We start from the raw sequence: 21853 nt of genomic DNA, 5'->3' as shown, positions 1-21853 counted from the left end.
TTTACTTCTAGTCTTCCCATCTTCCTGTTAACCGCCCTTGACCTGGCCCTTCTTCGTGCCTTCGTGTGCTTCGTGGTGAAAAAAGTCAGTAGAACTGGCCGAGTGCGGAGCGGACCTGGACCTCGGTCTCGGGCGTCAGGTGGTCGGCGAGCTTCAGCGGATGGTCGGGCAGCAGCACCACCACCGAGGACCCGAGGTTGAAGCGGCCCATCTCGGCCCCGCGTTCCAGGGTGATATCGCGGTCCGGATACTCGCTTACGCTGATCTCGCGCCCGCGCGGCGGGGTGACCTCGCCGGCCCAGACGGTCTCGATGGAACCGACGTTCTGGGCACCGATCAGGGCCATGGCCATGGGTCCGACAGGCGTGTCGAAGCAGGCCACGACCCGCTCGTTGCGGGCGTAGAGCCGCGGTACGTGGCGCACGATGCGCGGGGCCACCGAGAACAGCCGCCCGGGCACATGGATCATGTGGGTCAGGGTGCCGGTCAGCGGCATGTGCAGCCGGTGGTAGTGGCGCGGTGACAGATACAGGGTGACGAAGTGTCCGTGGCGGAAGGCCTCCGCCAGATCGTCCTCGCCACCCAGCAGCTCGCGCACGGTGTAGTGATGGCCCTTGGCCTGGAAGATCTGGCCGGCCTCGATGCGCCCGGCCGCGCTGACGCGCGAATCGGCCGGGCTGACCACCGTGTTGGCGTCCCCCTCCAGCGGCCGCGCATCCTCGCGCAGGGCCCGAGTGAACAGTGCGTTGAAACTGGCATAGGCCGCGAGGTCCGGCTCGGCGGCCTCGTCCAGGTTCAGGCCGAAGCGGCGCACGAAGGCGCGCAGCAGGGGCTGCAGGCGCGGCGACTCGATGCGCGCCAGCCAGTGCACGCCGCGCGAAAGGGCGTGCTGGGGCAGCAGGTGCGACAGACGCGCCAGCCAGGGGTCGATCTTGCTCATGCGGAGTCCGTGGGTGGGTTACGTACAGGGCGGTAGCGAGACGGTATGATGACCGCCCTCGCACGTAACGGAAAGACCGGGCATGGATTCGACCACCGGATTGCGCAGCCTGCGCGACTTCATTCGCTTCGGCGCCAGTCAGTTTCGCGGCGCCGGCCTGAGCTTCGGGCATGGCACCGACAACGCCTTCGACGAGGCCGCCTGGCTGGTACTGCACACCCTGCATCTGCCGCTGGATCTGCCCGAGTCCTGGTGGGATGCCCGCCTGAGCGAGGTCGAGCGCACGCGGGTGGTCGCGGTGCTGCGCGAGCGGGTCGCCACGCGCAAGCCCGCGGCCTATCTGACCCGCGAGGCCTGGTTCGCCGGATTGCCGTTCTATGTCGACGAGCGCGTGCTGGTGCCGCGCTCGCCGCTGGCCGAGCTGATTGCCGCAGGCTTCGAGCCCTGGGTCGACCCCGATGGCGTGACCCGCGCGCTGGATCTGTGCACCGGGGGCGGGTGTATCGGGATTGCAATGGCCCTGGCGCTGCCGCAGGCGCGGGTGGATCTGGCGGATGTGTCGACGGATGCGCTGGCGGTGGCGGGGATCAACATCGAGCGCCACCGGGTGGGCGATCAGGTGCGCGCTGTGCAGTCCGACGTGTTCGACGGGCTGGAACCCGGGGATCGCTACGAGCTGATTGTGTCCAACCCCCCATACGTGGATGCCGAGGACATGGCGGCCCTGCCGGACGAATACCGTCACGAACCCGCGCTGGGGCTGGCCGCCGGCGGCGACGGACTGGATATCGTGCGCCGCATCCTGGACGGGGCCCGCGAACACCTGACGGAAGACGGCGTGTTGATCGTCGAGGTCGGCAACAGTCAGGCCGCGGTGGAGGCGGCCTTCCCGGACCTGCCGCTGATCTGGCTGGAGTTCGAGGCGGGCGGGCACGGGGTGTTCCTGGTCTACGCCCGCGATCTCCCCGGCGCCTGACGGCGCTACGGGCGGGAACGCTCGAACGCACGCGAATCCGAAAACCCGCCGGACGGCCCTGTAAACGGCACCGGTGGCGATGCATACTGCGGGGCTATGGAATCACGTCTGGTGGATATGCAGAGTCGGTCCGAGGAAGAGCGGGCCGAGGTCAGCCTGCGCCCGAAGCGGCTCGCGGACTACACCGGCCAGCCCCGCGTAGTCGAGCAGCTGGGGCTGTTCATCGAGGCCGCCCGCCGGCGCGACGAGGCCCTGGATCACACCCTGGTCGCCGGCCCGCCCGGGCTGGGCAAGACCACGCTGGCGCACATCGTCGCCAACGAACTCGGCGTGGGCCTGCGCCAGACCTCTGGTCCGGTACTGGAACGCGCCGGTGACCTGGCCGCCATCCTGACGGCCCTGGAGCCGCGCGATGTCCTGTTCGTCGACGAGATCCACCGCCTGCCGACGGTGGTGGAAGAGGTGCTGTATCCGGCCCTGGAGGACGGCCAGCTGGACATCGTGATCGGCGAGGGCCCGGCGGCGCGCTCGATCAAGGTGGACCTGCCGCCGTTCACGCTGGTGGGCGCGACCACCCGCGCGGGGCTGCTTTCGGCCCCGTTACGTGACCGGTTCGGTATCGTGCAGCGTCTCGATCATTACACTGTCACCGATCTCGCGCATATTGTGGATCGCGCGGCCGGTTTGCTGGGCGTGGGGATCGAGGCCGAGGGGGCCGCGGAGATCGCCCGCCGGGGCCGCGGCACGCCGCGGCTGGCCAATCGCCTGCTGCGGCGGGTGCGGGATTTCGCCCAGGTCCGGGCCGATGGCGTGGTGACCCACAACGTGGCAGCGCAGGCGCTCGACCTGCTGGCGATCGATGCCTCCGGGCTGGATGCCCAGGACCGTCGCCTGCTGGAGGTGCTGGTGGAGAAGTTCGACGGTGGCCCGGTCGGGGTCGAGAGCCTGGCCACGGCGATGAACGAGGACCGTGGCACGCTGGAGGATGTGGTCGAGCCCTTCCTGATTCAGCAGGGCTACCTGCAGCGCACTCCGCGCGGGCGCCAGGCGACCCGGCGTACCCTGGCGATGTTCGGCCTGACCCGGATGGACGAGGGCGATCTGCTGACGCCCGCGGCGGAGGGCCCGCGCCAGCCATGACCGCAGCATTCGAGTGGCCGGTGCGGGTGTACTACGAGGATACCGACGCCGGCGGCGTGGTCTATCACGCCAATTACCTGAAATTCATGGAGCGCGCGCGTACCGAATGGCTGCGTGCCCTCGGCTTCGAGCAGGACCGGCTGCGGTCCGAGTATGGAATTGTGTTCGCCGTGCGGCGTCTGGCTGTGGAGATGCAGCGTCCCGCGCATTTCAACGAGGCCCTGACGGTCACCTGCCGGGTCACGCGCATGCGTCGCGCCAGCGTGGAGTTCGCGCAGGTCGTGCAGCGCGAGGCGACGGCGCTGGCAACCGGCGAGGTCGCCATTGCCTGTGTCGATGCGGCCCGGCAGGCGCCGGTGGCGATCCCCGATGAAGTGGCGCGCGCGATGCGGGCGGCGGACGGAACAACGGCATAACGGGAGATGGACAAGTGACAGTCGACTTTTCGATGTACCAGCTGATCATGGACGCCAGTCTGATCGTGCAGCTGGTCATGGTGATCCTGGTGATCGCCTCGGTGCTCTCCTGGCTGGTGATCATCATCAAGGCGCGCTCGCTGAACGCGGCCCAGCGGGCCAGCGACGAGTTCGAGGAACGGTTCTGGTCGGGCGCGGACCTCTCGCACCTGTACGAGGGCGTACGCCGCAAGTCCGAGATGTCCGGTATGGAGCACGTGTTCTCCTCCGGCTTCAAGGAATTCCTGCGTGCCCGCCAGCACGGCATGGTGGCCGGCGAGCCGGCCCATCGCGCGATGCGCGTGGCCATCGCCCGCGAGACCGACGAGATGGAGCGCTACCTGCAATTCCTGGCCACGGTTGGCTCCACCAGCCCGTACATCGGCCTGTTCGGGACCGTGTGGGGCATCATGCATGCATTTCTCGGGCTCTCCGGGGTGCAGCAGGCCACACTCGCCATGGTCGCCCCGGGGATCGCCGAGGCGCTGATCGCGACCGCGCTGGGCCTGTTCGCGGCCATCCCGGCGGTCATCGCCTACAACCGCTTTGCCGGGGACGTCGATCGCGTGGCCTCGCGCCTGGAGAACTTCAGCGACGAGTTCGTGGCCCTGCTGAACCGCCAGGGCGCGGGTAAGCCGGCCGAGGGCGCCGCCGGGGCGCCGGCCTGAACCATGGCCGAGTCGCGTCGCAACAGCCGCCGCCTGCGGCGGCCCATGTCGCAGATCAACGTCGTGCCGTTCATCGACGTGATGCTGGTCCTGCTGATCATCTTCATGATCACCGCCCCCATGCTGCAGCAGGGGGTGGAGGTCGATCTGCCGGAGGCCGATGCCGAGGCCCTGGACGAGGATCCATCCGCGGCCGAGCCACTGGTGGTCACCGTGGATGCTTCCGGGGCCATGAGCCTGAACCAGGGCCCGTACGTGAACGAGCCGCTGGCGCCGCAGGAGATGACCGAGATCGTGCGCGAGTTCCTCGCCGAGAATCCGGGCACCCAGACCTTCGTGCGCGGGGACCGCAACGTGGACTACGGCCGGGTGATCGATGCAATGGTCGCCCTCCAGCGCGCCGGGGGCGGTCGTGTCGGCTTGATCACCGAACCGCCACGTAACAACCAGGACTGAGCCACACGCCGTGTTCGAGCTCCTGCGCCGTCACCCCCTCAGCCTGCTCCTCGTCCTGATCCTGCACGGGGTGCTGTTCGCGGCGTTGCTGCTGAACGTGAGCCTGGTGTCGCCGACCTCGACCCGGGCGGCGGTGGAGATCGCGGTGCAGGAAGATATCGAGGTGATCGACGCGGTCGCGGTGGATGCCGAGACCTTCGACCGCGTCGAGCACCAGCGCGAGGTGGCGGAACAGGAACGAATCGCGGAGGAGCTGCGCGCGGAAGAGGAGCGCCGCCGTGCCGAGGAGCAGGCCCGGCGCGAGGAGGAACGTCGCCAGGCCGAGGAACAGCGCCGCCGCGAGGAAGCCGAGCGCGCGCGCCAGCAGGCGCTGGAGGAGGCCGAGCAGGCGCGCCGCGAGGCGGAGGAAGAACGCCAACGCGCACGCGAGGAGGCCGAGGCCGAACGCGAGCGCATTCGCCAGGAACGCGAGGCTGCGGAGCAGGCGCGGCGTGAGGCCGAGGAGGCGCGCGAACGCGAGGAAGCCGAGCGGCGGGAGCGCGAGGAGGCGGAGCGCCAGGCGCGGGAAGAGGCGGAGCGGCGCGAACGCGAGGAGGCCGAACGCCGCGAGCGGGAGGAGGCCGAGCGTCGCGCCGAGCAGGAGCGTGAACTGGAAGAGCAGCGCCGGCGCGAGGCGATGGAGCGCGAGCGCGAACGTCTGGCCGAGGCACAGGCGCAACGCGAGGCCGCCGAGCGCCAGGCGCAGCTGGATCAGGAGCTGAACGAATGGCGTGCCCAGGTGCAGTCGGTGGTGCAGCGGCGCTGGCGCCAGCCCTCGGGTCTGGATGCGTCGGACCGTGCCATTGTTCTCGTGCGTGTCAATGAGACCGGGCGTATCATCAATTTCGATATCGAGAGCTGCTCGGGCGGGTCCGCCTTCTGCGAATCGGTCCGCCAGACCATGGACCGTTTGTCCTCGCTGCCGCGTCCGCCCGACGCGGATGCCGTGCGCGGCGGGGTGCGCATCCGTTTCGAGCCCGACTGACCGGCCCGCTCCCAACCGGGCCACGAGGAGCACCATGCAACGAATGATTCACGCGATGCTGCTGGGGCTGGCGCTGCTGTGGTCGGCGCAGGCTCACGCGGTGCTGGAAGTGACCGTGACCGAGGGTGTGACCGGGGCCATTCCGGTCGCGGTCGCACCGTTCACCTGGGAGGGTGAGGGCCGCCCGGACGAGGATGTGGGGCGAATCCTGGCCGCGAATCTGACCCGTAGCGGTCTGTTCGACGTCGAGCGCGAGGGGCTGCCGCGGGCCCCCTCGGGCCCGGCCGACTTTATCGCGCAGCCCTGGGCCGACGCCGGCATGGAGTACCTGGTGGTGGGCTCCAAGCGCCCGGACGGGGACAACGTGATCGTGGAGTTCCACGTGTTCGACGTGCTGGCGGAGGAGCGCCTGGGTGGCTGGCGTATCCCGGTGCCGGCGGACATGCTCCGGAGGGGCGCCCACCGCGTATCGGACATCGTTTACGAACAGATCACCGGCGACCCGGGCGCCTTCAGCGCGCGTATCGCGTTCGTCAGTGTCGAGCGCCAGAACGACTCGCGCGAGTTCCGACTGGAGGTGGCCGACTCCGACGGGGCCAATCCGCGGACTCTGTTCCGCTCCGAGGATCCGATCATGTCGCCGGACTGGTCCCCGGATGGCCGCGAGCTGGTCTACGTCTCGTTCGAGAACCGCCGTTCCGAGGTCTTTCGCCAGAATGTGGAGACCGGCGAGCGCTCGCGCATCGCCAGCTTCACCGGGATCAACAGTGCCCCGGCCTGGTCCCCGGACGGTCGCCAACTGGCGCTGAGCCTGTCGCGCGACGGCTCGCCGAATATCTATGTGATGGACCTGGCCTCCGGGGAGCTGCGGCAGCTGACGCGTTCCAGCGCGATCGAGACCGAGCCGGTCTGGTCGCCGGACGGCGAGACGATCTATTTCACCTCCGACCGGGCGGGGGCCCCGCAGATCTACGCCCAGCCAGCCGGCGGCGGGAATGCGCGGCGTCTGACCTTCGAGAGCGGCTACGCGGCCGCCGCCACCATCTCGCCGGACGGGCGGTCGCTGGTGTATGTCCATGGGGGTGACGGCGGATTTCAGCTGGCCCGACTCGATCTGGATGACCGCCGTGTGACGCGCCTCACGGACGGACGCGATGCAGAGTCGCCAAGCTTTGCCCCCAATGGCAGCATGATCCTGTATGCCATGACCGACGGGGGGCGGGGCGTGCTCGGTTCCGTCAGCCGCGACGGCCAGGTGCACCAGCGTCTGGCCGCCCGCGAAGGCGAGGTGCGCGAGCCGGCCTGGTCACCCCTGAACTGATTTTCGGACCCTTTGACTGTCACCTTCTTTCGAGGAACCAACACCATGAACAACGCGTTTCGTCTGACCCTTGCCGCCGTGGTGATCGCGGCCCTGTCGGCCTGTGCCACCCCGACCCGCGATGCCGAAGATGCCGAGCGTGCTGCCGAGCGCGAACGCGCCGCCGAGCAGGCGCGGGCCGAGCGCGAGGCGGCCGAGGCCCGCGGTATCGGTCGCGATCGGGAGTTCGATGCCGCCGCCCTGGACGACCCGGACAGCCCGCTGGCCGAGCGCCTGGTCTACTTTGACTTCGACCGTGACGAGGTGAGGTCCGAATTCATGCCGATGCTGGAGGCCCACGCGGCCTACCTGGCGGAGAACCCTGGCGCGCGCATGCGCCTGGAGGGGCATACCGACGAACGCGGTACCCGCGAATACAACCTCGCCCTGGGCGAACGCCGCTCGCAGTCCGTGCGTCGGGTGCTGAACCTGAACGGCGCCTCGGATGACCAGCTTGAGGTCATCAGTTATGGTGAGGAAATGCCGGTGGCCTTCCAGCAGAACGAGGAGGCCTGGGCCAAGAACCGCCGGGTCGAGCTCGTCTACGAATCCCGGCGCTAAGTCAGGGTAGTAAACCCGGGAAGCCAGATGCGATCGATGTTCAACACGTCTTGCGGAAATGCCCCCTCGGGGGCATTTCTGTTTCGCTGCCCGGGCCGCCCGGGGTCTTTCCTGGCGGCCACGCTGGCCGCGGTCTTCGTCCTGGCCCCGCTGGCCCTGATACCCGGGACCGCCGGGGCCCAGGACGACACGGTGTTCGCGACCCAGTCGCAGATTCGCCAGCTGGATCGACGCCTGGACCGCATCGAACGCGTGCTGGACTCCAGCGCGATGAACGAGCTGCTGCAGGTCTCCGAGTCGCTGAACCGGGACCTGCGCGAACTGCGCGGGGAGGTGGAGACCCTGCGCCACGAGGTGAACCGCCTCAGTACCCGTCAGCGCGACCAGTTCCGCCACCTGGACGAGCGCGTGGCCGCCGTCGAGGGCGGAGGGCCGGCGCCGGATGCGGCCCCGCGCGAGGAGGTGGTCGAGCTGGATCTGCCGGAGGCCGACGAGCAGGCCGCCTATCAGGAGGCCTTTGACGACCTGATGGCCGGCGACTTTGCCACCGCCATGCGCAAGCTGGAGCGGTTCATCGAGGATTACCCCGAGGGGAGCTTTACCGCGAATGCGTGGTACTGGCTGGCGGAGGCGAAGTACGCCAGCGGCGAATTCGAGGCGGCGCTCGAGGACTTCCAGCGCCTGCGCGAGGATTTCCCCGAAAGCGACAAGAGTGGGGATGCACTGCTGAAGATCGGGTACTCCCACTACGAGCTGGAGGACTTCGATGCGGCCCGCGAGGCCCTGGAGGCAGTGCGTGCCGACTATGGCGGTACGACACTGGACCGCCTGGCCCGCGAACGCCTGCAGCGGATCGATCGCGCCCAATGACCACCGCCCCGTTGCGTGACGCCCGTGGCTCGGGGGTCGTCGACCCGGCGTCGGTGCGGCTGCGGATCAGCGAGATGTTTGTCTCGCTGCAGGGCGAGGCGGCGCAGGTCGGCTGGCCCACAGCCTTCGTGCGCCTGACCGGTTGCCCGCTACGCTGCCGCTGGTGCGACAGCGAATACGCCTTCGAGGGCGGCGAGGCGCTGATGTTGCCGACGGTCCTCGACTGGGTCGGGCGCACCGGGGTGCGGCATGTCTGCGTGACCGGTGGTGAACCCCTGGCCCAGCCGGGCTGCCTGCCGCTACTGGAGGCACTATGCGACGCCGGGTTCACGGTGTCGCTGGAGACCAGCGGGGCGATGGACATCGCCGGTGTCGACCCCCGGGTCGCCATCGTGATGGACTGGAAGGCGCCGGGCTCGAAGGAGGCCGAACGCAACCTCCCCGATAACATTCCGCGGCTGAAGGCCGGGGACCAGCTGAAGTTCGTGCTGGCCGGGCGCACAGACTTTGACTGGGCCCGGGCCGAGCTCGAGCGCCTGGGGCTGGACCCGGAGGTCGAGGTCCTGTTCTCGCCCGTGTTCGGCGAACTGGAGCCGCGGACCCTGGCTGACTGGATCGTGGCCGAACGTGTGCCGGTACGCTTCCAGGTTCAGCTGCACAAGCTCCTCTGGGGCGATCAGCCGGGCCGCTGATATGAACGAACGCGCGGAACAGGCCGTGGTGCTGCTCTCGGGCGGGCTCGACTCGGCGACCTGCCTGGCCATGGCGCGCGCCGAAGGCCTGGAGTGCCATGCCCTGTCCATTGACTATGGACAGCGCCACCGGACCGAGCTGGAGGCTGCGCGGCGGGTCGCCGCGGACCAGGGCGTGACCGACCACCGCGTGGTGGCGGTGGACCTGAGCGCCATCGGTGGCTCGGCGCTGACAGACACGGCGATCGACGTACCGACCGCGCCGACCGAGGGCATCCCGGTGACCTACGTGCCGGCGCGCAACACGGTGTTTCTGGCCCTGGCCCTGGGGCTGGCCGAGACCCTGGACGCGCGGCTGCTCTACGTCGGCGCCAATGCGGTGGACTATTCCGGTTATCCGGATTGCCGTCCGGCCTTCATCGACGCGTTCCGCGACCTGGCCCGGGTGGCCACCCGCAGCGGGGTCGAGGGCACGCCCTGGGAGGTGCGGGCGCCGCTGATGCACCTGTCCAAGGCCGAGATCATCCGGGCGGGCAGCGAGCTCGGGGTGGACTACCGCCACACGGTCAGCTGCTATCAGGCCGATGCCGAGGGGCGCGCCTGCGGCCGCTGCGACAGTTGCCGCATCCGGGGCGAGGGCTTTGCTGCGGCCGGCGTGCCGGACCCGACCCGCTATATCCCCGCGTGATGCCCGCCGGCAGCCCGCCGGCTGCATGTTCGTTCCCGCAGGAATGAAAACGGGCTCGATCTCGTCTAGCGTCCGATGTATGCTGCGCACCCCGTGGGTGCAGGCCTGCCCTGAAATCTTTCGTCGAGAGGATACGTGATGGAATTCTCCAGTTTTTCAACTGCCGCGATGGCGTTCCTCGGTGGGGCGTTCATCCTCGCCTTCATCATGGGGGCCGTGGCGAACAAGACCAACTTCTGCACCATGGGCGCCGTCTCCGACTGGGTGAACATGGGTGATACCGGGCGTATGCGCTCCTGGCTGCTAGCGATCGCCGTGGCCATGCTGGGCGTGGCCATCCTCGAGTTCTTCGGGGTGCTGAGCGCCGACGGTTCCTTCCCGAACTACCGCATGAGCGAGTTCCAGTGGGTCGAGCATGCCCTGGGCGGCTTCCTGTTCGGGATCGGCATGACCTACGCCTCCGGCTGCGGGAACAAGACCCTGGTGCGCGTCGGTGGCGGCAACATCAAGTCGCTGATGGTGCTGATCGTGATCGCGATCATCGCCTACTACATGGTGCGCCCGCTGCCGGGTACTTCCGATACCCTCTATTCCCTGCTGTTCATGGACTGGACCACCGCGCTGGCCATCTCCACCCCGGCGGGCCAGGACCTGGGTACCCTGGTGGCCGGCGAAGAGAACGGCCTGACCGCCCGCCTGGTGCTGGGCGCGGTGATCGGCGTGCTGCTGCTGGCCCTGATCTTCAAGGCCGCGGACTTCCGCAAGAGCTTTGACAACATCCTGGGCGGTCTGGTGATCGGCCTGATGGTGCTCGGCGCCTGGTGGCTGACCAGCAACATCCAGATCGACGATGGCATGGACACCTATACCCCGCAGGCCTACGTGGCCGATTGGGACTTCGTGGCCGATGCAGACGCGGGTGAGCGCCCGTCCGAGAGTGCCCCGTGGGCCAACCAGTCGTTCACCTTCATCAATCCGATGGGCCAGAGCCTGCGTTACGTGTCGAGCGGGTTTGACAACACCGTGCTGTACTTCGGCGTGATGGCGCTGGCCGGCGTGATCCTCGGCTCCTTCTTCTGGGCCCTGGTTACCCGTGCGTTCCGCTTCGAGTGGTTCGCCTCGGTGCGCGACTTCGTGAACCACTTCATCGGCGCGATCCTGATGGGCTTCGGTGGCGTGCTGGCGATGGGCTGCACCATCGGTCAGGGCATCACCGGGATCTCCACGCTCGCGCTGGGCGGCTTCCTGACCTTCATCATGATCGTCTTCGGGGCCGCGCTGACCATGAAGATCCAGTACTACAAGATGGTCTACGAAGACGAGGCCTCCTTCGGCAAGGCGCTGATCACCTCGCTGGTGGACATGAAGCTGCTGCCGGGTGGCATGCGCAAGCTGGAAGCCATCTGATGGCGTAGCGGCGGGGGCGCCTTGCGTTTTCCCCGCCGCGCCGTAAACTACGCGGCACTGGAGGCCCGGTGATCCCGGGCCTTCGGTTTTGCAGCTCGGCCAGGGCGACCCGCGGGGTCGCCGCCGGCCAAACCGAAAAGGGTCGTTAGCTCAGTTGGTAGAGCAGTTGGCTTTTAACCAATTGGTCGTAGGTTCGAATCCTACACGACCCACCATTTTCTCCGGTCCCCGCGCCGGCACAAGGGCCCGTTCATACGGGCCTTTTGTGTTTGTGGGCGGGGAACACGCTAGAATGCGCGGCTAACGCGCGAACACAACAAGAGTTTTCTGCAAGATCGCGAAAGTGGCGGAACTGGTAGACGCGCTGGGTTTAGGTCCCAGTGGGGTAAAACCCGTGAGAGTTCGAGTCTCTCCTTTCGCACCACAGTCCGCATTTCCCAACGCCATGAAGGTTACCACTGCGATCGGCAGGGATGACCGATATCCGAACTATGACGAGGCCCTCCATGCAAGTTTCTGTTGAAGCCACCGGCAACCTGGAACGCAAGATGACCATCCAGGTCCCCTCCGAGCGGGTCGACACCGAGGTCGACAACCGCCTGAAGTCCCTGGCCAAGCGGGTCAAGCTGGACGGGTTTCGCCCGGGCAAGGTCCCGCTGAAGGTGGTGCGCCAGCGCTATGGCACCGGCGTCTACCAGGAGGTGCTGAGCGAGGTCCTGCAGGAGAGCTACCGCGAGGCGGTGCAGCAGGAGGGCCTGGAACCGGCCGGTAACCCGAGCATCGAGCCGACCAGCCTGGAGGGCGGCGACGCCATCGAGTTCACCGCCAGCTTCCAGGTGTTCCCGGAGGTGCAGGTGGCCGACTTCGCCGACGTCGAGATCGAGCGGCCGAAGGCCGAGGTGGCGGACGAGGACATCGACCGCGTAATTGACTCGCTGCGCGAGCAGAACAAGGAGTGGGCCGAGGTCAAGCGCAAGGCGAAGAAGGGCGACCGTGTCACCCTGGACTTCGTCGGCACCCTGAACGGCGAGGAGTTCGAGGGCGGCAAGGCCGAGGACTTCCAGGTCGAGGTCGGCGCCGGGCGCCTGATCGAGAGCTTCGAGAAGCAGCTCAAGGGCGTGAAGGCCGGCGAGGAGCCGACCATCGACGTCACCTTCCCCGAGGATTACCCGGCGGAGAACCTGAAGGGCCAGACCGCGCAGTTCGCCCTGACCATCAAGCAGGTCGAGGGGCCCAAGCTGCCGGAGGTCGACGAAGAGTTCGCGAAGAAATTCGGCATCGAGGACGGCTCGGTGGAGAAACTTCGCGCTGATGTGCGGTCCAATATGGAGCGGGAACTGCGTCAGGCCCTGAAGGGCCGGGTGAAGCAGCAGGTCCTGGAGGCCGTGGTCGACAAGCACGACTTCGACCTGCCGGACGCCCTGGTGAAGTCGGAGATCAACCGTCTGCGCGAGGAAGCCGAGAAGCGTTTCGGGGGTGCCGAGCAGACCCAGCCGCTGCCGGACAGCCTGTTCGAGGACGAGGCGAAGCGCCGCGTCCGCCTGGGGCTGGCCCTGCGTGCGATCATCGACCAGAAGGGGTTCGAGGTGGACGCCGAGCGCGTCGAGCGCGATCTCGAGGAGATGGCCGCGACCTACGAGGACCCGGAAGAGGTGAAGAACTACTACCGCTCCAATCCCCAGGCCAAGAGCAACCTGGAGTCGCTGGTGCTGGAAGACCAGGTGGTCGACTGGGTGGTCGAGCAGGCCAAGGTCACCGAGAAGGAAACCAGCTTCCAGGACGTCATGAATCCGAACAAGGAGTCGACTGAATGAGCCACGACATGGCCGACCAGGGTGCGCAGCATGCCCAGGGCCTGAACCTGGTCCCGATGGTGGTCGAACAGACCGCCCGCGGCGAGCGCGCCTACGACATCTATTCCCGTCTGCTGAAGGACCGGGTCATCTTCTGTGTGGGTCCGGTCGAGGACTACATGGCCAACGTGATCGTGGCTCAGCTGCTGTTCCTCGAGTCGGAGAACCCGGACAAGGAGATCAGCCTGTACATCAACTCCCCGGGGGGCGCGGTCACCGCTGGCATGGCGATCTACGACACCATGCAGTTCATCAAGCCCGAGGTCAGCACGCTGTGCGTGGGCCAGGCCGCGAGCATGGGCGCTGTTCTGCTGGCGGGCGGGGCCCCCGGCAAGCGCCATACGCTGCCGCACTCGCGGGTGATGATCCACCAGCCGCTGGGCGGCTTTCAGGGTCAGGCGTCGGATATCGATATCCATGCCCGCGAGATCCTGAAGATCCGCGACGAGCTGAACCGCGTACTGGCCCACCACACCGGCCAGCCGATCGAGAAGATCGAGCAGGACACCGATCGCGACCGTTTCATGACCGCGACCGACGCCAAGGAATACGGCCTGGTCGACCACGTCCTGACCCACCGCAACTCCGCGGACGACTGATCCCCTCGTCCGCGCCGATCGCAACCGCGCCCCGGAAACCGGCTCCGGGGCGGGGCCTCAATACCGGACTTCTGCTTGGCCCGTTTGCAACTCACAGGCAAACGGGGCATGTTTTGAAGAACACTGAAATCGCAACCGAGGCAAACGGATGAGCGACGAAACCACCCCCTCCGCCGACGGCAAGCTCCTGTACTGTTCTTTCTGCGGAAAGAGTCAGCACGAGGTGCGCAAGCTGATCGCCGGGCCATCCGTATTCATCTGCGACGAGTGCGTCGAGCTGTGCAATGACATCATCCGCGAGGAGATGCAGGAGGCCGGCCACACCGAGCGGGATTCCCTCCCGACCCCGCACGAGATCCGCGCGATCCTGGACGACTACGTGATCGGCCAGAACTCCGCGAAGAAGATCCTCTCGGTCGCGGTGTACAACCACTACAAGCGTCTGCAGGCCAAGGCCGGCAAGGACGATGTCGAGCTGTCCAAGTCGAACATCATGCTGATCGGCCCGACCGGCTCCGGCAAGACGCTGCTGGCCGAGACGCTGGCGCGAGTACTGAACGTCCCGTTTACCATCGCCGACGCGACCACGCTGACCGAGGCCGGTTACGTGGGCGAGGATGTCGAGAACATCATCCAGAAGCTGCTGCAGAAGTGCGACTACGATGTGGAGAAGGCCGAGAACGGCATCGTCTACATCGACGAGATCGACAAGGTCTCGCGCAAGTCGGACAACCCCTCCATCACCCGTGACGTCTCGGGCGAGGGTGTGCAGCAGGCGTTGCTGAAGCTGATCGAGGGCACCACCGCCTCGGTCCCGCCGCAGGGCGGGCGCAAGCACCCGCAGCAGGAGTTTCTGCAGGTCGATACCAGCAACATCCTGTTCATCTGCGGCGGGGCCTTCTCCGGGCTGGAGAAGGTCATCCAGCAGCGCGCCGAGAAGGGCGGCATCGGCTTTGGCGCCGAGCTGCGTACCACCGAGGCGGCCAAGTCCGGTGGCCAGTGGCTCAAGCAGCTGGAGGCCGACGACCTGGTGCGCTATGGCCTGATCCCCGAGTTCGTGGGGCGCCTGCCGGTGCAGGCGACCCTGGACGAGCTGGACGAGGACGCGCTGATCACCATCCTGACCCAGCCGAAGAACGCCCTGGTCAAGCAGTATGCCCGCCTGTTCGAGATGGAAGGGGTGGAACTGGAGTTCCGCGACGACGCCCTGTCCGCGATCGCCCACAAGGCGATGGAGCGCAAGACCGGGGCGCGCGGCCTGCGCACCATCATGGAGAACATCCTGCTCGACACCATGTACGAGCTGCCGTCCATGGAAGGCGTCAGCAAGGTGGTGATCGACGAGGCGGTGATCCGCGGCGATGCCGAGCCGTATCTGGTGTACGAGAACGACTCGTTCGCCAAGAAGCAGGCGGCCGCGGATTCCTGAGCGGAAGTGTTGCGGCGCCCTTGAAATGGGCGCCGCCGCCCCCACTTCCTTCTGTACATTCGTCCAGCCCTGAGGGGGCAACATGACCGATACCCACTCCTCCCAGAACGAGGTGGACTCCCCCGTCAAGCGCGTCGCGGTGCTGCCGCTTCGCGATGTCGTGGTCTATCCGCACATGGTCATCCCGCTGTTCGTGGGTCGCGAGAAGTCGATCCGCGCGCTGGATTCGGCCATGGCCGAGAACAAGCAGGTCCTGCTGGTCGCCCAGAAGAGCGCCGAGGTCGACGAACCCGAAGCCGGCGATCTGCACGATATCGGTACCCTGGGCAACATCCTGCAACTGCTGCGCCTGCCCGACGGCACCATCAAGGTGCTGGTGGAGGGGGCCCAGCGCGCCCGCGTGATGGATGTTTCCACCACCGGCGATGCGGAGAAGGAGGAGGACTACTTCGTCTCCGACATTCGCCTGATCGACGAGGAATACGACACCGAGGACAAGGAACTCGAGGTCCTCGGGCGGTCCGCGCTGAACCAGTTCGAGCAGTACATCAAGCTGAACAAGAAGGTCCCGCCGGAGATCCTGACCTCGCTGGCCGGGATCGACGACACCTCGCGCCTGGCCGATACCATCGCCGCGCACATGTCCCTGAAGCTCGAGGAGAAGCAGCAGGTCCTCGAGATCGCCAATGTGCGCGAACGCCTGGAGCACCTGGTCGCCAAGATCGAGGGCGAGATGGACGTGCTGCAGATCGAGAAGAAGATCCGCGGCCGCGTGAAGCAGCAGATGGAGAAATCCCAGCGCGAGTACTACCTGAATGAGCAGATGAAGGCCATTCAGAAGGAGCTGGGCGACCTCGAGGACGCGCCGAACGAACAGGAAGACCTGGCCGAGAAGATCGAGAAGGCCGGGATGCCGGAGGAGGCCAAGAAGAAGGCCACCGCCGAGCTGAACAAGCTGAAGATGATGTCGCCGATGTCGGCCGAGGCCACCGTCGTGCGCAGCTACATCGACTGGCTGGTCAATGTCCCGTGGAAGAAGAAGACCCGGGTCAGCAAGGATCTGGCGCGTGCCGAGAAGATCCTCAACGAGGACCACTACGGCCTGGAAGAGGTCAAGGAACGCATCCTCGAGTACCTCGCCGTGCAGTCGCGAGTGCGCAAGCTGAAGGGCCCGATCCTGTGCCTGGTGGGCCCGCCCGGCGTCGGCAAGACCTCGCTGGGTCAGTCCATCGCTCGTGCGACCAACCGCAAGTTCATGCGCATGGCGCTGGGCGGGGTGCGTGACGAGGCCGAGATCCGCGGCCACCGTCGCACCTACATCGGCTCGCTGCCGGGCAAGATCATCCAGAACCTGGCCAAGGTCGGGGTGCGCAACCCGCTGTTCCTGCTCGACGAGATCGACAAGATGGCGATGGATTTCCGGGGCGACCCCGCCTCGGCCATGCTCGAGGTGCTGGATCCGGAGCAGAACCACACGTTCAGCGACCACTATCTGGAGGTCGATTTCGACCTGTCCGACGTGATGTTCGTGGCCACGGCCAACAGCATGCACATCCCCGGGCCGCTGCTGGATCGCATGGAGGTCATCCGGCTGTCCGGCTACACCGAGGACGAGAAGGTCAACATCGCCCACAACTACCTGCTCGACAAGCAGATCAAGGCCAATGGCCTGAAGCCGGCCGAGATCCAGATCTCCGATGCGGCGGTGCGCGACATCGTGCGCTATTACACCCGGGAGGCCGGTGTGCGCTCGCTGGAGCGCGAGATCGCCAAGGTCTGCCGCAAGGTGGCCAAGCAGCGCCTGCTGGCCAGCGAGAAGGAGCGTGCGCGGACCACGTCGGTGACCCCGAAGACGCTGGAGAAGTACCTGGGCGTGCGCCGTTTCCGCTTCGGCCTGGCCGAGGAGAACGATCAGATCGGTCAGGTGACCGGTCTGGCCTGGACCGAGGTCGGGGGCGAGCTGCTGACTATCGAGGCCAGCGTGGTCCCGGGCAAGGGCAAGACCCAGCAGACCGGGAAGCTCGGCGACGTGATGCAGGAATCCATCCACGCGGCGCTGACCGTGGTGCGCTCGCGTGCCGAGGCCCTGGGGCTGGAGGAAAACTTCCACGAGAAGAAGGACCTGCATATCCACGTGCCGGAGGGTGCGACGCCCAAGGACGGACCATCTGCCGGTATCGGCATGTGCACCGCGATCGTCTCGGCACTGACCGGGATCCCGGTGCGAGCGGATGTGGCGATGACCGGGGAGATCACCCTGCGCGGCCAGGTCCTCCCGATCGGCGGGTTGAAGGAGAAGCTGCTGGCCGCCCATCGCGGCGGGATCCGCACGGTCCTGATCCCCGAAGAAAACGAGAAGGATCTGGTCGACATCCCGAAGAACATCAAGCAGAAGCTCGATATTCGCCCGGTGCGCTGGATCGACGAGGTCCTGGAGGTGGCGCTGACGCATATGCCGGAGGGCAAGGCGGGCGAAACCCCGGAGAAGGTCGAAGAAGTCGTCAAACCGGCCAAGGAATCCGGCCGTCGCCGGGTTCGGCACCACTAAGCGTCTGTAAACGGACGGAAACCGCGGGGACCCGCAGACCGGGGCTCCGCGGTTTTTTGTGGACTGGATCACACCCGTGCGGGGGCGGTCAGGAGATCGCGTTTGACTCGTTTTCCGGGGGCTTGCTATAACCCCATCCGCATCACCTGATTTCTCGCCGAGGGCAGTTGCGGGGCCATGGAGAAAAGGCCTCCGGCTGGTGTAAGCTAGGCCCAGTCCGGCAGAAAGCCTGAGTCACCACTGAGATAAGGAAGCGCTTCATGAATAAATCCGAACTGATCGACGCGATCGCGGCGGAAGCCGATGTCCCCAAGGCCCAGGCCGGCCGGATCGTGGATGCCATGGTAAGTGTTGTTGGCGACACCCTCGCCAAGGGTGACCAGGTCTCCCTTGTCGGCTTCGGTACCTTCCTGGTGCGCGAGCGTGAGGCCCGCACCGGTCGTAACCCGCGTACCGGTCAGACCATCCAGATCGCCGCTTCGAAAACGCCTTCGTTCAAGGCTGGTAAAGCGCTCAAGGATCGAGTAAACTAGCGCGCTTTATCGGGTGCTTAGCTCAGTTGGTAGAGCGTCGCCCTTACAAGGCGAATGTCGGCGGTTCGAACCCGTCAGCACCCACCAAGTGCAACCCTGACCCTGGTTGCACTGCAAGAATACGGAGCGGTAGTTCAGCTGGTTAGAATACCGGCCTGTCACGCCGGGGGTCGCGGGTTCGAGTCCCGTCCGCTCCGCCATCTCCGAGAAAGGCGCCCTTGTGGCGCCTTTTTCTTTTCTTGGCGATTGGGATCCAGGAGAAAAGAAGGTCAAGGGCGTTTGCACCACAGAGGACACGAAGGACACGGAGAAGGGCAAGGAATTCGGGGCCGCGGCAACACGCGGCGTTCCCCCCCTGACACAACTTCATCCTTCCAATCCTACGATGCTCTGTCCTTCCCGCGGATCGCTATCGACTTTCTCCGTGCCCTCCGTGTCCTCTGTGGTGCAAACGCCCTTGACCTGGCCCTTCTTCGTGCCTTCGTGCGCTTCGTGGTGGATAACCCAGGCGCAGACGCGCGCGGGCGCGCCTGCTACCATCGGCGGTCGATTCCCGATTTCCTCTCCACGGCGGAGTGAGCAGAGACCATCATGTTGCAAGCGATTCGTGACCGGGCGAGCGGCTGGCTCGCCTATGTGATCATCGGCCTGATCACCATCCCCTTTGCCCTGTGGGGCCTGGGCGAGTATTTCGGCGGGGCGGGCCCGCTGGTGGCGGCCGAGGTGAACGGCACGGATATCGCGGTGCGCGACGTGCATCAGGAGGCGCGCGCCCAGCGCGACGAAATGGCGCGCATGTTCGGCGGCGAGATCCCCGAGGACGTGCTCGACGAGCAGGGTATCCGCCTGCAGGCCCTGGAGACGCTGATCCGGCAAGAGCTGTTGCGCCAGGCGGCGGATTCCGCGGGCTTCAAGGCCGCCGGAGACAGCGTGCTGCGCGAGATCCGCGGCATGCCGGTGTTTCAGGAAGAGGGCCGCTTCAGCCGCGAACGCTATAGCCAGCTGCTGAACGCCCAGCGGATCAGTCCCGCGGACTTCGAACAGGACATCGCGCGCAGCATTGTCCTGTCGCAGATCCAGCGGGGGATCCAGGCGACCGGCGTGGTACCGGAAAGCCTGGTGGAAGACTACAGTCGTCTGCGCAACCAGACCCGCGTGGCCAGCTGGCGGGTCTTCTCCGCGGACGAGTTCGACCGTCCGGACGTGGTGGACGAGGACGCCATCCAGGCGTACTACGAAGCCAATCCCGATGAGTTCACCACCACCGAGCGCGTACGGGTGAGTTATCTCCGGCTGGATCCGGAGGGCCTGGAGGCCGGGGTCGAGGTCACCGAGGACCAGGTGCGCGAGCACTACCGGGTGAACCGCAGCCGCTACGAGCAGCCGGAGCTGCGCGAGGTGCGCCAGATCCGTATTCAGGACACGGGCGAGGAGGGCGAGGCCCGCATCCGCGAGCTGCGCGAGCGGCTGGAGGCCGGCGAGGACTTTGCCGAGCTGGCCGAGGAATACTCGGAGGACAGCCTGACCGCCGACCGTGGCGGGCGAATGGGCGAGATCGCCCGGGGGGACCTGGGCTCGACGCTGGAGACCGTGATCTTCACCCTGCCGAAGGATCTGATCAGCCAGCCGGTGCGCACCGAGCGAGGCTGGTTCATCCTGGAGGTGACCGCGATCCAGGAGGCCCAGCCGCAGCCGTTCGAAGAGGTCCGCGACGAGGTCGAGCAGGATCTGCGCGATCGCACGGCGGAGCAGATGCAGATTGACGCCCTGGACGACATGATGGCGCTGGGGATCGAGTTCCCCGACAGCCTGGAGCCGGCGGCCGATGCGACCGGGCTGGAGATCCAGACCAGCGACTGGTTCTCGCGGGGCTCCGGGGACGGCATTGCGCGGCACCGCTCCATTCGAAACGCGGCGTTTGATCCGCGGGTGCTGGAAGACGGCCACAACAGCGAGGCGATCGACCTGCAGGACGGCTCCACCGTGATCCTGCGGATCGACGAACACCAGCCGTCCGAGCTGCGCCCGCTGGCGGAGGTGGAAGACACGATTCGCGAGCGCCTGCAGCGTCAGGCGGCGGCCGATGCTGCCCGTGAAGCCGGCGAGGCCCTGATCGAGCGCCTGACCGCGGCGGAGGACTGGGCCTCAGAGGCGGACGAGAACGGGGCCTGGAGTCGCTCGGTCGAGGTCACCCGCGAGCGCGCCGCGGAACTGCCCACCGGCTTGCAGGACCACCTGTTCCGCCTGCCGGCCCCGGGCGAGGGCGCGGTGGAGATCGCCGGTGCCCGGATCGGCGACGGCGACTTTGCCGTGACCGTGCTGGAAGAGGTGCGTATGGGCGAGGACGCCGCCGATGCCGCTGCACGCCAGCAGGAGCGTGACCAGATCGGTAATGCCTATGGCAGCGCCGAATTCCGGGCCTACCTCGCCTGGCTGGAAGAGCAGGCCGACATCAAGCGCTTCCCCGACGCGCTCGACTAGCCTGAGTCGTTGTTTGGAAAGGCCAAGGGACGTAACACCACGGAGGACACGGAGCCCACGAAGAACGTCGATTGTGACTGACTGGACGGGGCGCGGGGAGCGATGCGTTTGTCCTGTCTCTCGGAATACCTTCGCGCTAAGCAGTCCCTGCGAATTCTCCGTGTCCTCTGTGCACTCTGTGGTTCAACGCCCTTGCCTTATGGCCGCTAATGCCGAGCGGGTTTGATTGGCCGAGACCGGTTGCAGCCCGAAAACAAGAAAGCCCGGCTCCGCTCATGCGGGCCGGGCTTTTCCATGTCTGCCACGGGAAGAGGCGGCATCGGGGCCGAAGCCCGCGAGCTACTTGTTGTCGAGGCCGATCTCGGCCGCGCCCAGGCCCACCGTGTTGTAGCCGGAGTCGACATACATGATCTCGCCGGTGATGCCGGAGGCGAGATCGGAGCAGAGGAAGGCGCCGGCGTTTCCGACCTGTTCGGTGGTCACGTTGCGCCGCAGCGGGGCATTGGCCTCGACGTGGTCGAGGATGCGCTTGAACTCGCCGATCCCGGAGGCCGCGAGGGTGCGGATCGGGCCGGCGGAGATCGCGTTCACCCGGGTGCTCTCCGGTCCCAGCGTATAGGCCAGGTAACGGACGTTCGCCTCCAGGCTCGCCTTGGCCAGACCCATCACGTTGTAGTTGGGCATCGAGCGTTCGGCGCCCAGATAGCTGAGGGTAAGGATGGAGGCGTCTCGATCCTTCATCATCGCGCGGCCGGCCTTGGCAAAGGCCGCGAGGCTGTAGGAGCTGACGTCGTGCGCGATGCGGAAGCCGTCGCGGGTCATGTTGTCGAGGAAGTCGCCTTCCAGTTGCTCCTTGGGTGCGAAGGCCACCGAGTGCACCAGGATGTCGACGCCGTCCCAGTAATTGTCCAGGTGCTCGAAGACCTGTTCAATCTCGCGGTCATCCTCGACGTTGCAGGGCACCAGGATGTCGGAGTCGAAGTCCGCGACCAGTTTCTCGACGCGATCGCGCAGGCGTTCGTTCTGGTAGGTGAAGGCGAGCTCGGCGCCCTCGCGATGCATGGCCGCGGCAATGCCGTAGGCGATGGAACGGTTGCTGGCAACGCCGACGATCAGTGCGCGCTTGCCCTTCAGAAAACCCATGTGACACTCCTTGGTTCGGATCCGTGCGGA

The 21853-nt window shown here is 66.6% G+C and carries 20 protein-coding genes and 4 tRNA genes; 22 read left to right on the top strand and 2 right to left on the bottom strand.

Annotation, left to right across the window (positions count from 1 at the left end):
- Positions 1–85: 85 nt before the first annotated feature.
- Positions 86–940 carry an archaetidylserine decarboxylase gene (asd, locus tag D107_RS0109875; RefSeq protein ID WP_018867511.1) on the bottom strand — a complete coding sequence of 285 codons (855 nt, stop codon included), beginning with the start codon at positions 938–940 and terminating at the stop codon, positions 86–88.
- Between the two features lie 82 nt (positions 941–1022).
- On the opposite strand from asd, the gene prmB reads away from it, so the two are divergent.
- The 22 genes from prmB (at position 1023) to D107_RS0109760 (ending at position 20680) form a co-directional block, all read left to right on the top strand.
- Positions 1023–1916, top strand: a complete 894-nt coding sequence (prmB, locus tag D107_RS0109870; RefSeq protein ID WP_018878522.1) for a 50S ribosomal protein L3 N(5)-glutamine methyltransferase — start codon at positions 1023–1025, stop codon at positions 1914–1916.
- Positions 1917–2012: 96 nt separating this feature from the next.
- Positions 2013–3056, top strand: a complete 1044-nt coding sequence (ruvB, locus tag D107_RS0109865) for a Holliday junction branch migration DNA helicase RuvB (RefSeq protein ID WP_018867509.1) — start codon at positions 2013–2015, stop codon at positions 3054–3056.
- Complete coding sequence (gene ybgC, locus D107_RS0109860) at positions 3053–3472, top strand: tol-pal system-associated acyl-CoA thioesterase (RefSeq protein ID WP_018881362.1); 420 nt, start codon at positions 3053–3055, stop codon at positions 3470–3472. Before ruvB ends, ybgC begins: the two co-directional genes overlap by 4 nt.
- Positions 3473–3504: 32 nt before the next feature.
- Entirely contained in the window at positions 3505–4179 is a 675-nt protein-coding gene (gene tolQ, locus D107_RS0109855) for a protein TolQ (protein WP_018867507.1), read from the top strand.
- A 3-nt stretch (positions 4180–4182) separates the two neighbouring features.
- Complete coding sequence (tolR, locus tag D107_RS0109850; RefSeq protein ID WP_018867506.1) at positions 4183–4635, top strand: protein TolR; 453 nt, start codon at positions 4183–4185, stop codon at positions 4633–4635.
- A gap of 10 nt (positions 4636–4645) precedes the next feature.
- Positions 4646–5659 (top strand): cell envelope integrity protein TolA, encoded by a 1014-nt coding sequence (gene tolA, locus D107_RS0109845; RefSeq protein WP_018881361.1) that lies wholly within the window; start codon positions 4646–4648, stop codon positions 5657–5659.
- Positions 5660–5693: 34 nt separating this feature from the next.
- Positions 5694–6980, top strand: a complete 1287-nt coding sequence (gene tolB, locus D107_RS0109840; RefSeq protein ID WP_038035303.1) for a Tol-Pal system beta propeller repeat protein TolB — start codon at positions 5694–5696, stop codon at positions 6978–6980.
- Between the two features lie 45 nt (positions 6981–7025).
- A complete protein-coding gene (gene pal / locus D107_RS0109835) occupies positions 7026–7580 on the top strand; it encodes a peptidoglycan-associated lipoprotein Pal (protein WP_018881359.1) in 555 nt (184 codons plus the stop codon).
- A gap of 27 nt (positions 7581–7607) precedes the next feature.
- Positions 7608–8450 (top strand): tol-pal system protein YbgF, encoded by an 843-nt coding sequence (gene ybgF, locus D107_RS0109830; protein ID WP_018881358.1) that lies wholly within the window; start codon positions 7608–7610, stop codon positions 8448–8450.
- A complete protein-coding gene (gene queE, locus D107_RS0109825; RefSeq protein ID WP_018878518.1) occupies positions 8447–9142 on the top strand; it encodes a 7-carboxy-7-deazaguanine synthase QueE in 696 nt (231 codons plus the stop codon). The genes ybgF and queE overlap by 4 nt, the downstream gene beginning before the upstream one ends.
- 1 nt (position 9143) lies before the next feature.
- On the top strand, positions 9144–9830 hold the full coding sequence (gene queC / locus D107_RS0109820; protein ID WP_018881357.1) for a 7-cyano-7-deazaguanine synthase QueC: 687 nt from the start codon (positions 9144–9146) through the stop codon (positions 9828–9830).
- Between the two features lie 138 nt (positions 9831–9968).
- Entirely contained in the window at positions 9969–11237 is a 1269-nt protein-coding gene (locus D107_RS0109815) for a YeeE/YedE family protein (RefSeq protein WP_028484713.1), read from the top strand.
- Positions 11238–11376: 139 nt separating this feature from the next.
- Positions 11377–11452 (top strand) — tRNA-Lys (locus tag D107_RS0109810).
- A gap of 122 nt (positions 11453–11574) precedes the next feature.
- Positions 11575–11661 (top strand) — tRNA-Leu (locus D107_RS0109805).
- 82 nt (positions 11662–11743) lie between these two features.
- The gene (gene tig / locus D107_RS0109800) at positions 11744–13051 is read left to right on the top strand and encodes a trigger factor (RefSeq protein ID WP_026279296.1); all 1308 of its coding nucleotides are present in this window, start codon (positions 11744–11746) and stop codon (positions 13049–13051) included.
- Positions 13048–13689, top strand: a complete 642-nt coding sequence (clpP, locus tag D107_RS0109795; RefSeq protein ID WP_018867497.1) for an ATP-dependent Clp endopeptidase proteolytic subunit ClpP — start codon at positions 13048–13050, stop codon at positions 13687–13689. The genes tig and clpP overlap by 4 nt, the downstream gene beginning before the upstream one ends.
- 148 nt (positions 13690–13837) lie before the next feature.
- Positions 13838–15118 (top strand): ATP-dependent Clp protease ATP-binding subunit ClpX, encoded by a 1281-nt coding sequence (gene clpX, locus D107_RS0109790; RefSeq protein WP_018867496.1) that lies wholly within the window; start codon positions 13838–13840, stop codon positions 15116–15118.
- Between the two features lie 82 nt (positions 15119–15200).
- Positions 15201–17666 carry an endopeptidase La gene (gene lon / locus D107_RS0109785; protein ID WP_018867495.1) on the top strand — a complete coding sequence of 822 codons (2466 nt, stop codon included), beginning with the start codon at positions 15201–15203 and terminating at the stop codon, positions 17664–17666.
- 260 nt (positions 17667–17926) lie between these two features.
- Positions 17927–18199: an HU family DNA-binding protein gene (locus D107_RS0109780; protein WP_017940837.1), complete on the top strand. Its 273-nt coding sequence runs from the start codon at positions 17927–17929 to the stop codon at positions 18197–18199.
- An 11-nt stretch (positions 18200–18210) separates the two neighbouring features.
- Positions 18211–18286, top strand: a tRNA-Val gene (locus tag D107_RS0109775).
- A 36-nt stretch (positions 18287–18322) separates the two neighbouring features.
- Positions 18323–18399, top strand: a tRNA-Asp gene (locus D107_RS0109770).
- 391 nt (positions 18400–18790) lie between these two features.
- Entirely contained in the window at positions 18791–20680 is a 1890-nt protein-coding gene (locus tag D107_RS0109760) for a SurA N-terminal domain-containing protein (RefSeq protein ID WP_018881356.1), read from the top strand.
- A 339-nt stretch (positions 20681–21019) separates the two neighbouring features.
- On the opposite strand, the gene D107_RS0109755 is transcribed toward D107_RS0109760, so the two are convergent.
- Positions 21020–21823 (bottom strand): enoyl-ACP reductase, encoded by an 804-nt coding sequence (locus tag D107_RS0109755; protein ID WP_018867493.1) that lies wholly within the window; start codon positions 21821–21823, stop codon positions 21020–21022.
- Positions 21824–21853: the final 30 nt, after the last annotated feature.

It is taken from the genome of Thioalkalivibrio sp. ALE30, assembly GCF_000377465.1.
Lineage (GTDB): Bacteria > Pseudomonadota > Gammaproteobacteria > Ectothiorhodospirales > Ectothiorhodospiraceae > Thioalkalivibrio.
This window is presented reverse-complemented; position numbering and strand designations above follow the sequence as displayed.

What these genes read in the sequence shown, in the direction of transcription:
- D107_RS0109760 (WP_018881356.1), top strand. Translation starts at nt 18,791, where the DNA reads ATGTTGCAAGCGATTCGTGACCGGGCGAGCGGCTGGCTCGCCTATGTG.
- tolR (WP_018867506.1), top strand. Translation starts at nt 4,183, where the DNA reads ATGGCCGAGTCGCGTCGCAACAGCCGCCGCCTGCGGCGGCCCATGTCG.
- D107_RS0109815 (WP_028484713.1), top strand. Translation starts at nt 9,969, where the DNA reads ATGGAATTCTCCAGTTTTTCAACTGCCGCGATGGCGTTCCTCGGTGGG.
- queC (WP_018881357.1), top strand. Translation starts at nt 9,144, where the DNA reads ATGAACGAACGCGCGGAACAGGCCGTGGTGCTGCTCTCGGGCGGGCTC.
- clpX (WP_018867496.1), top strand. Translation starts at nt 13,838, where the DNA reads ATGAGCGACGAAACCACCCCCTCCGCCGACGGCAAGCTCCTGTACTGT.
- tig (WP_026279296.1), top strand. Translation starts at nt 11,744, where the DNA reads ATGCAAGTTTCTGTTGAAGCCACCGGCAACCTGGAACGCAAGATGACC.
- D107_RS0109780 (WP_017940837.1), top strand. Translation starts at nt 17,927, where the DNA reads ATGAATAAATCCGAACTGATCGACGCGATCGCGGCGGAAGCCGATGTC.
- queE (WP_018878518.1), top strand. Translation starts at nt 8,447, where the DNA reads ATGACCACCGCCCCGTTGCGTGACGCCCGTGGCTCGGGGGTCGTCGAC.
- tolB (WP_038035303.1), top strand. Translation starts at nt 5,694, where the DNA reads ATGCAACGAATGATTCACGCGATGCTGCTGGGGCTGGCGCTGCTGTGG.
- ruvB (WP_018867509.1), top strand. Translation starts at nt 2,013, where the DNA reads ATGGAATCACGTCTGGTGGATATGCAGAGTCGGTCCGAGGAAGAGCGG.
- lon (WP_018867495.1), top strand. Translation starts at nt 15,201, where the DNA reads ATGACCGATACCCACTCCTCCCAGAACGAGGTGGACTCCCCCGTCAAG.
- ybgC (WP_018881362.1), top strand. Translation starts at nt 3,053, where the DNA reads ATGACCGCAGCATTCGAGTGGCCGGTGCGGGTGTACTACGAGGATACC.
- pal (WP_018881359.1), top strand. Translation starts at nt 7,026, where the DNA reads ATGAACAACGCGTTTCGTCTGACCCTTGCCGCCGTGGTGATCGCGGCC.
- clpP (WP_018867497.1), top strand. Translation starts at nt 13,048, where the DNA reads ATGAGCCACGACATGGCCGACCAGGGTGCGCAGCATGCCCAGGGCCTG.
- D107_RS0109755 (WP_018867493.1), bottom strand. Translation starts at nt 21,823, where the DNA reads ATGGGTTTTCTGAAGGGCAAGCGCGCACTGATCGTCGGCGTTGCCAGC.
- prmB (WP_018878522.1), top strand. Translation starts at nt 1,023, where the DNA reads ATGGATTCGACCACCGGATTGCGCAGCCTGCGCGACTTCATTCGCTTC.
- asd (WP_018867511.1), bottom strand. Translation starts at nt 940, where the DNA reads ATGAGCAAGATCGACCCCTGGCTGGCGCGTCTGTCGCACCTGCTGCCC.
- ybgF (WP_018881358.1), top strand. Translation starts at nt 7,608, where the DNA reads ATGCGATCGATGTTCAACACGTCTTGCGGAAATGCCCCCTCGGGGGCA.
- tolQ (WP_018867507.1), top strand. Translation starts at nt 3,505, where the DNA reads ATGTACCAGCTGATCATGGACGCCAGTCTGATCGTGCAGCTGGTCATG.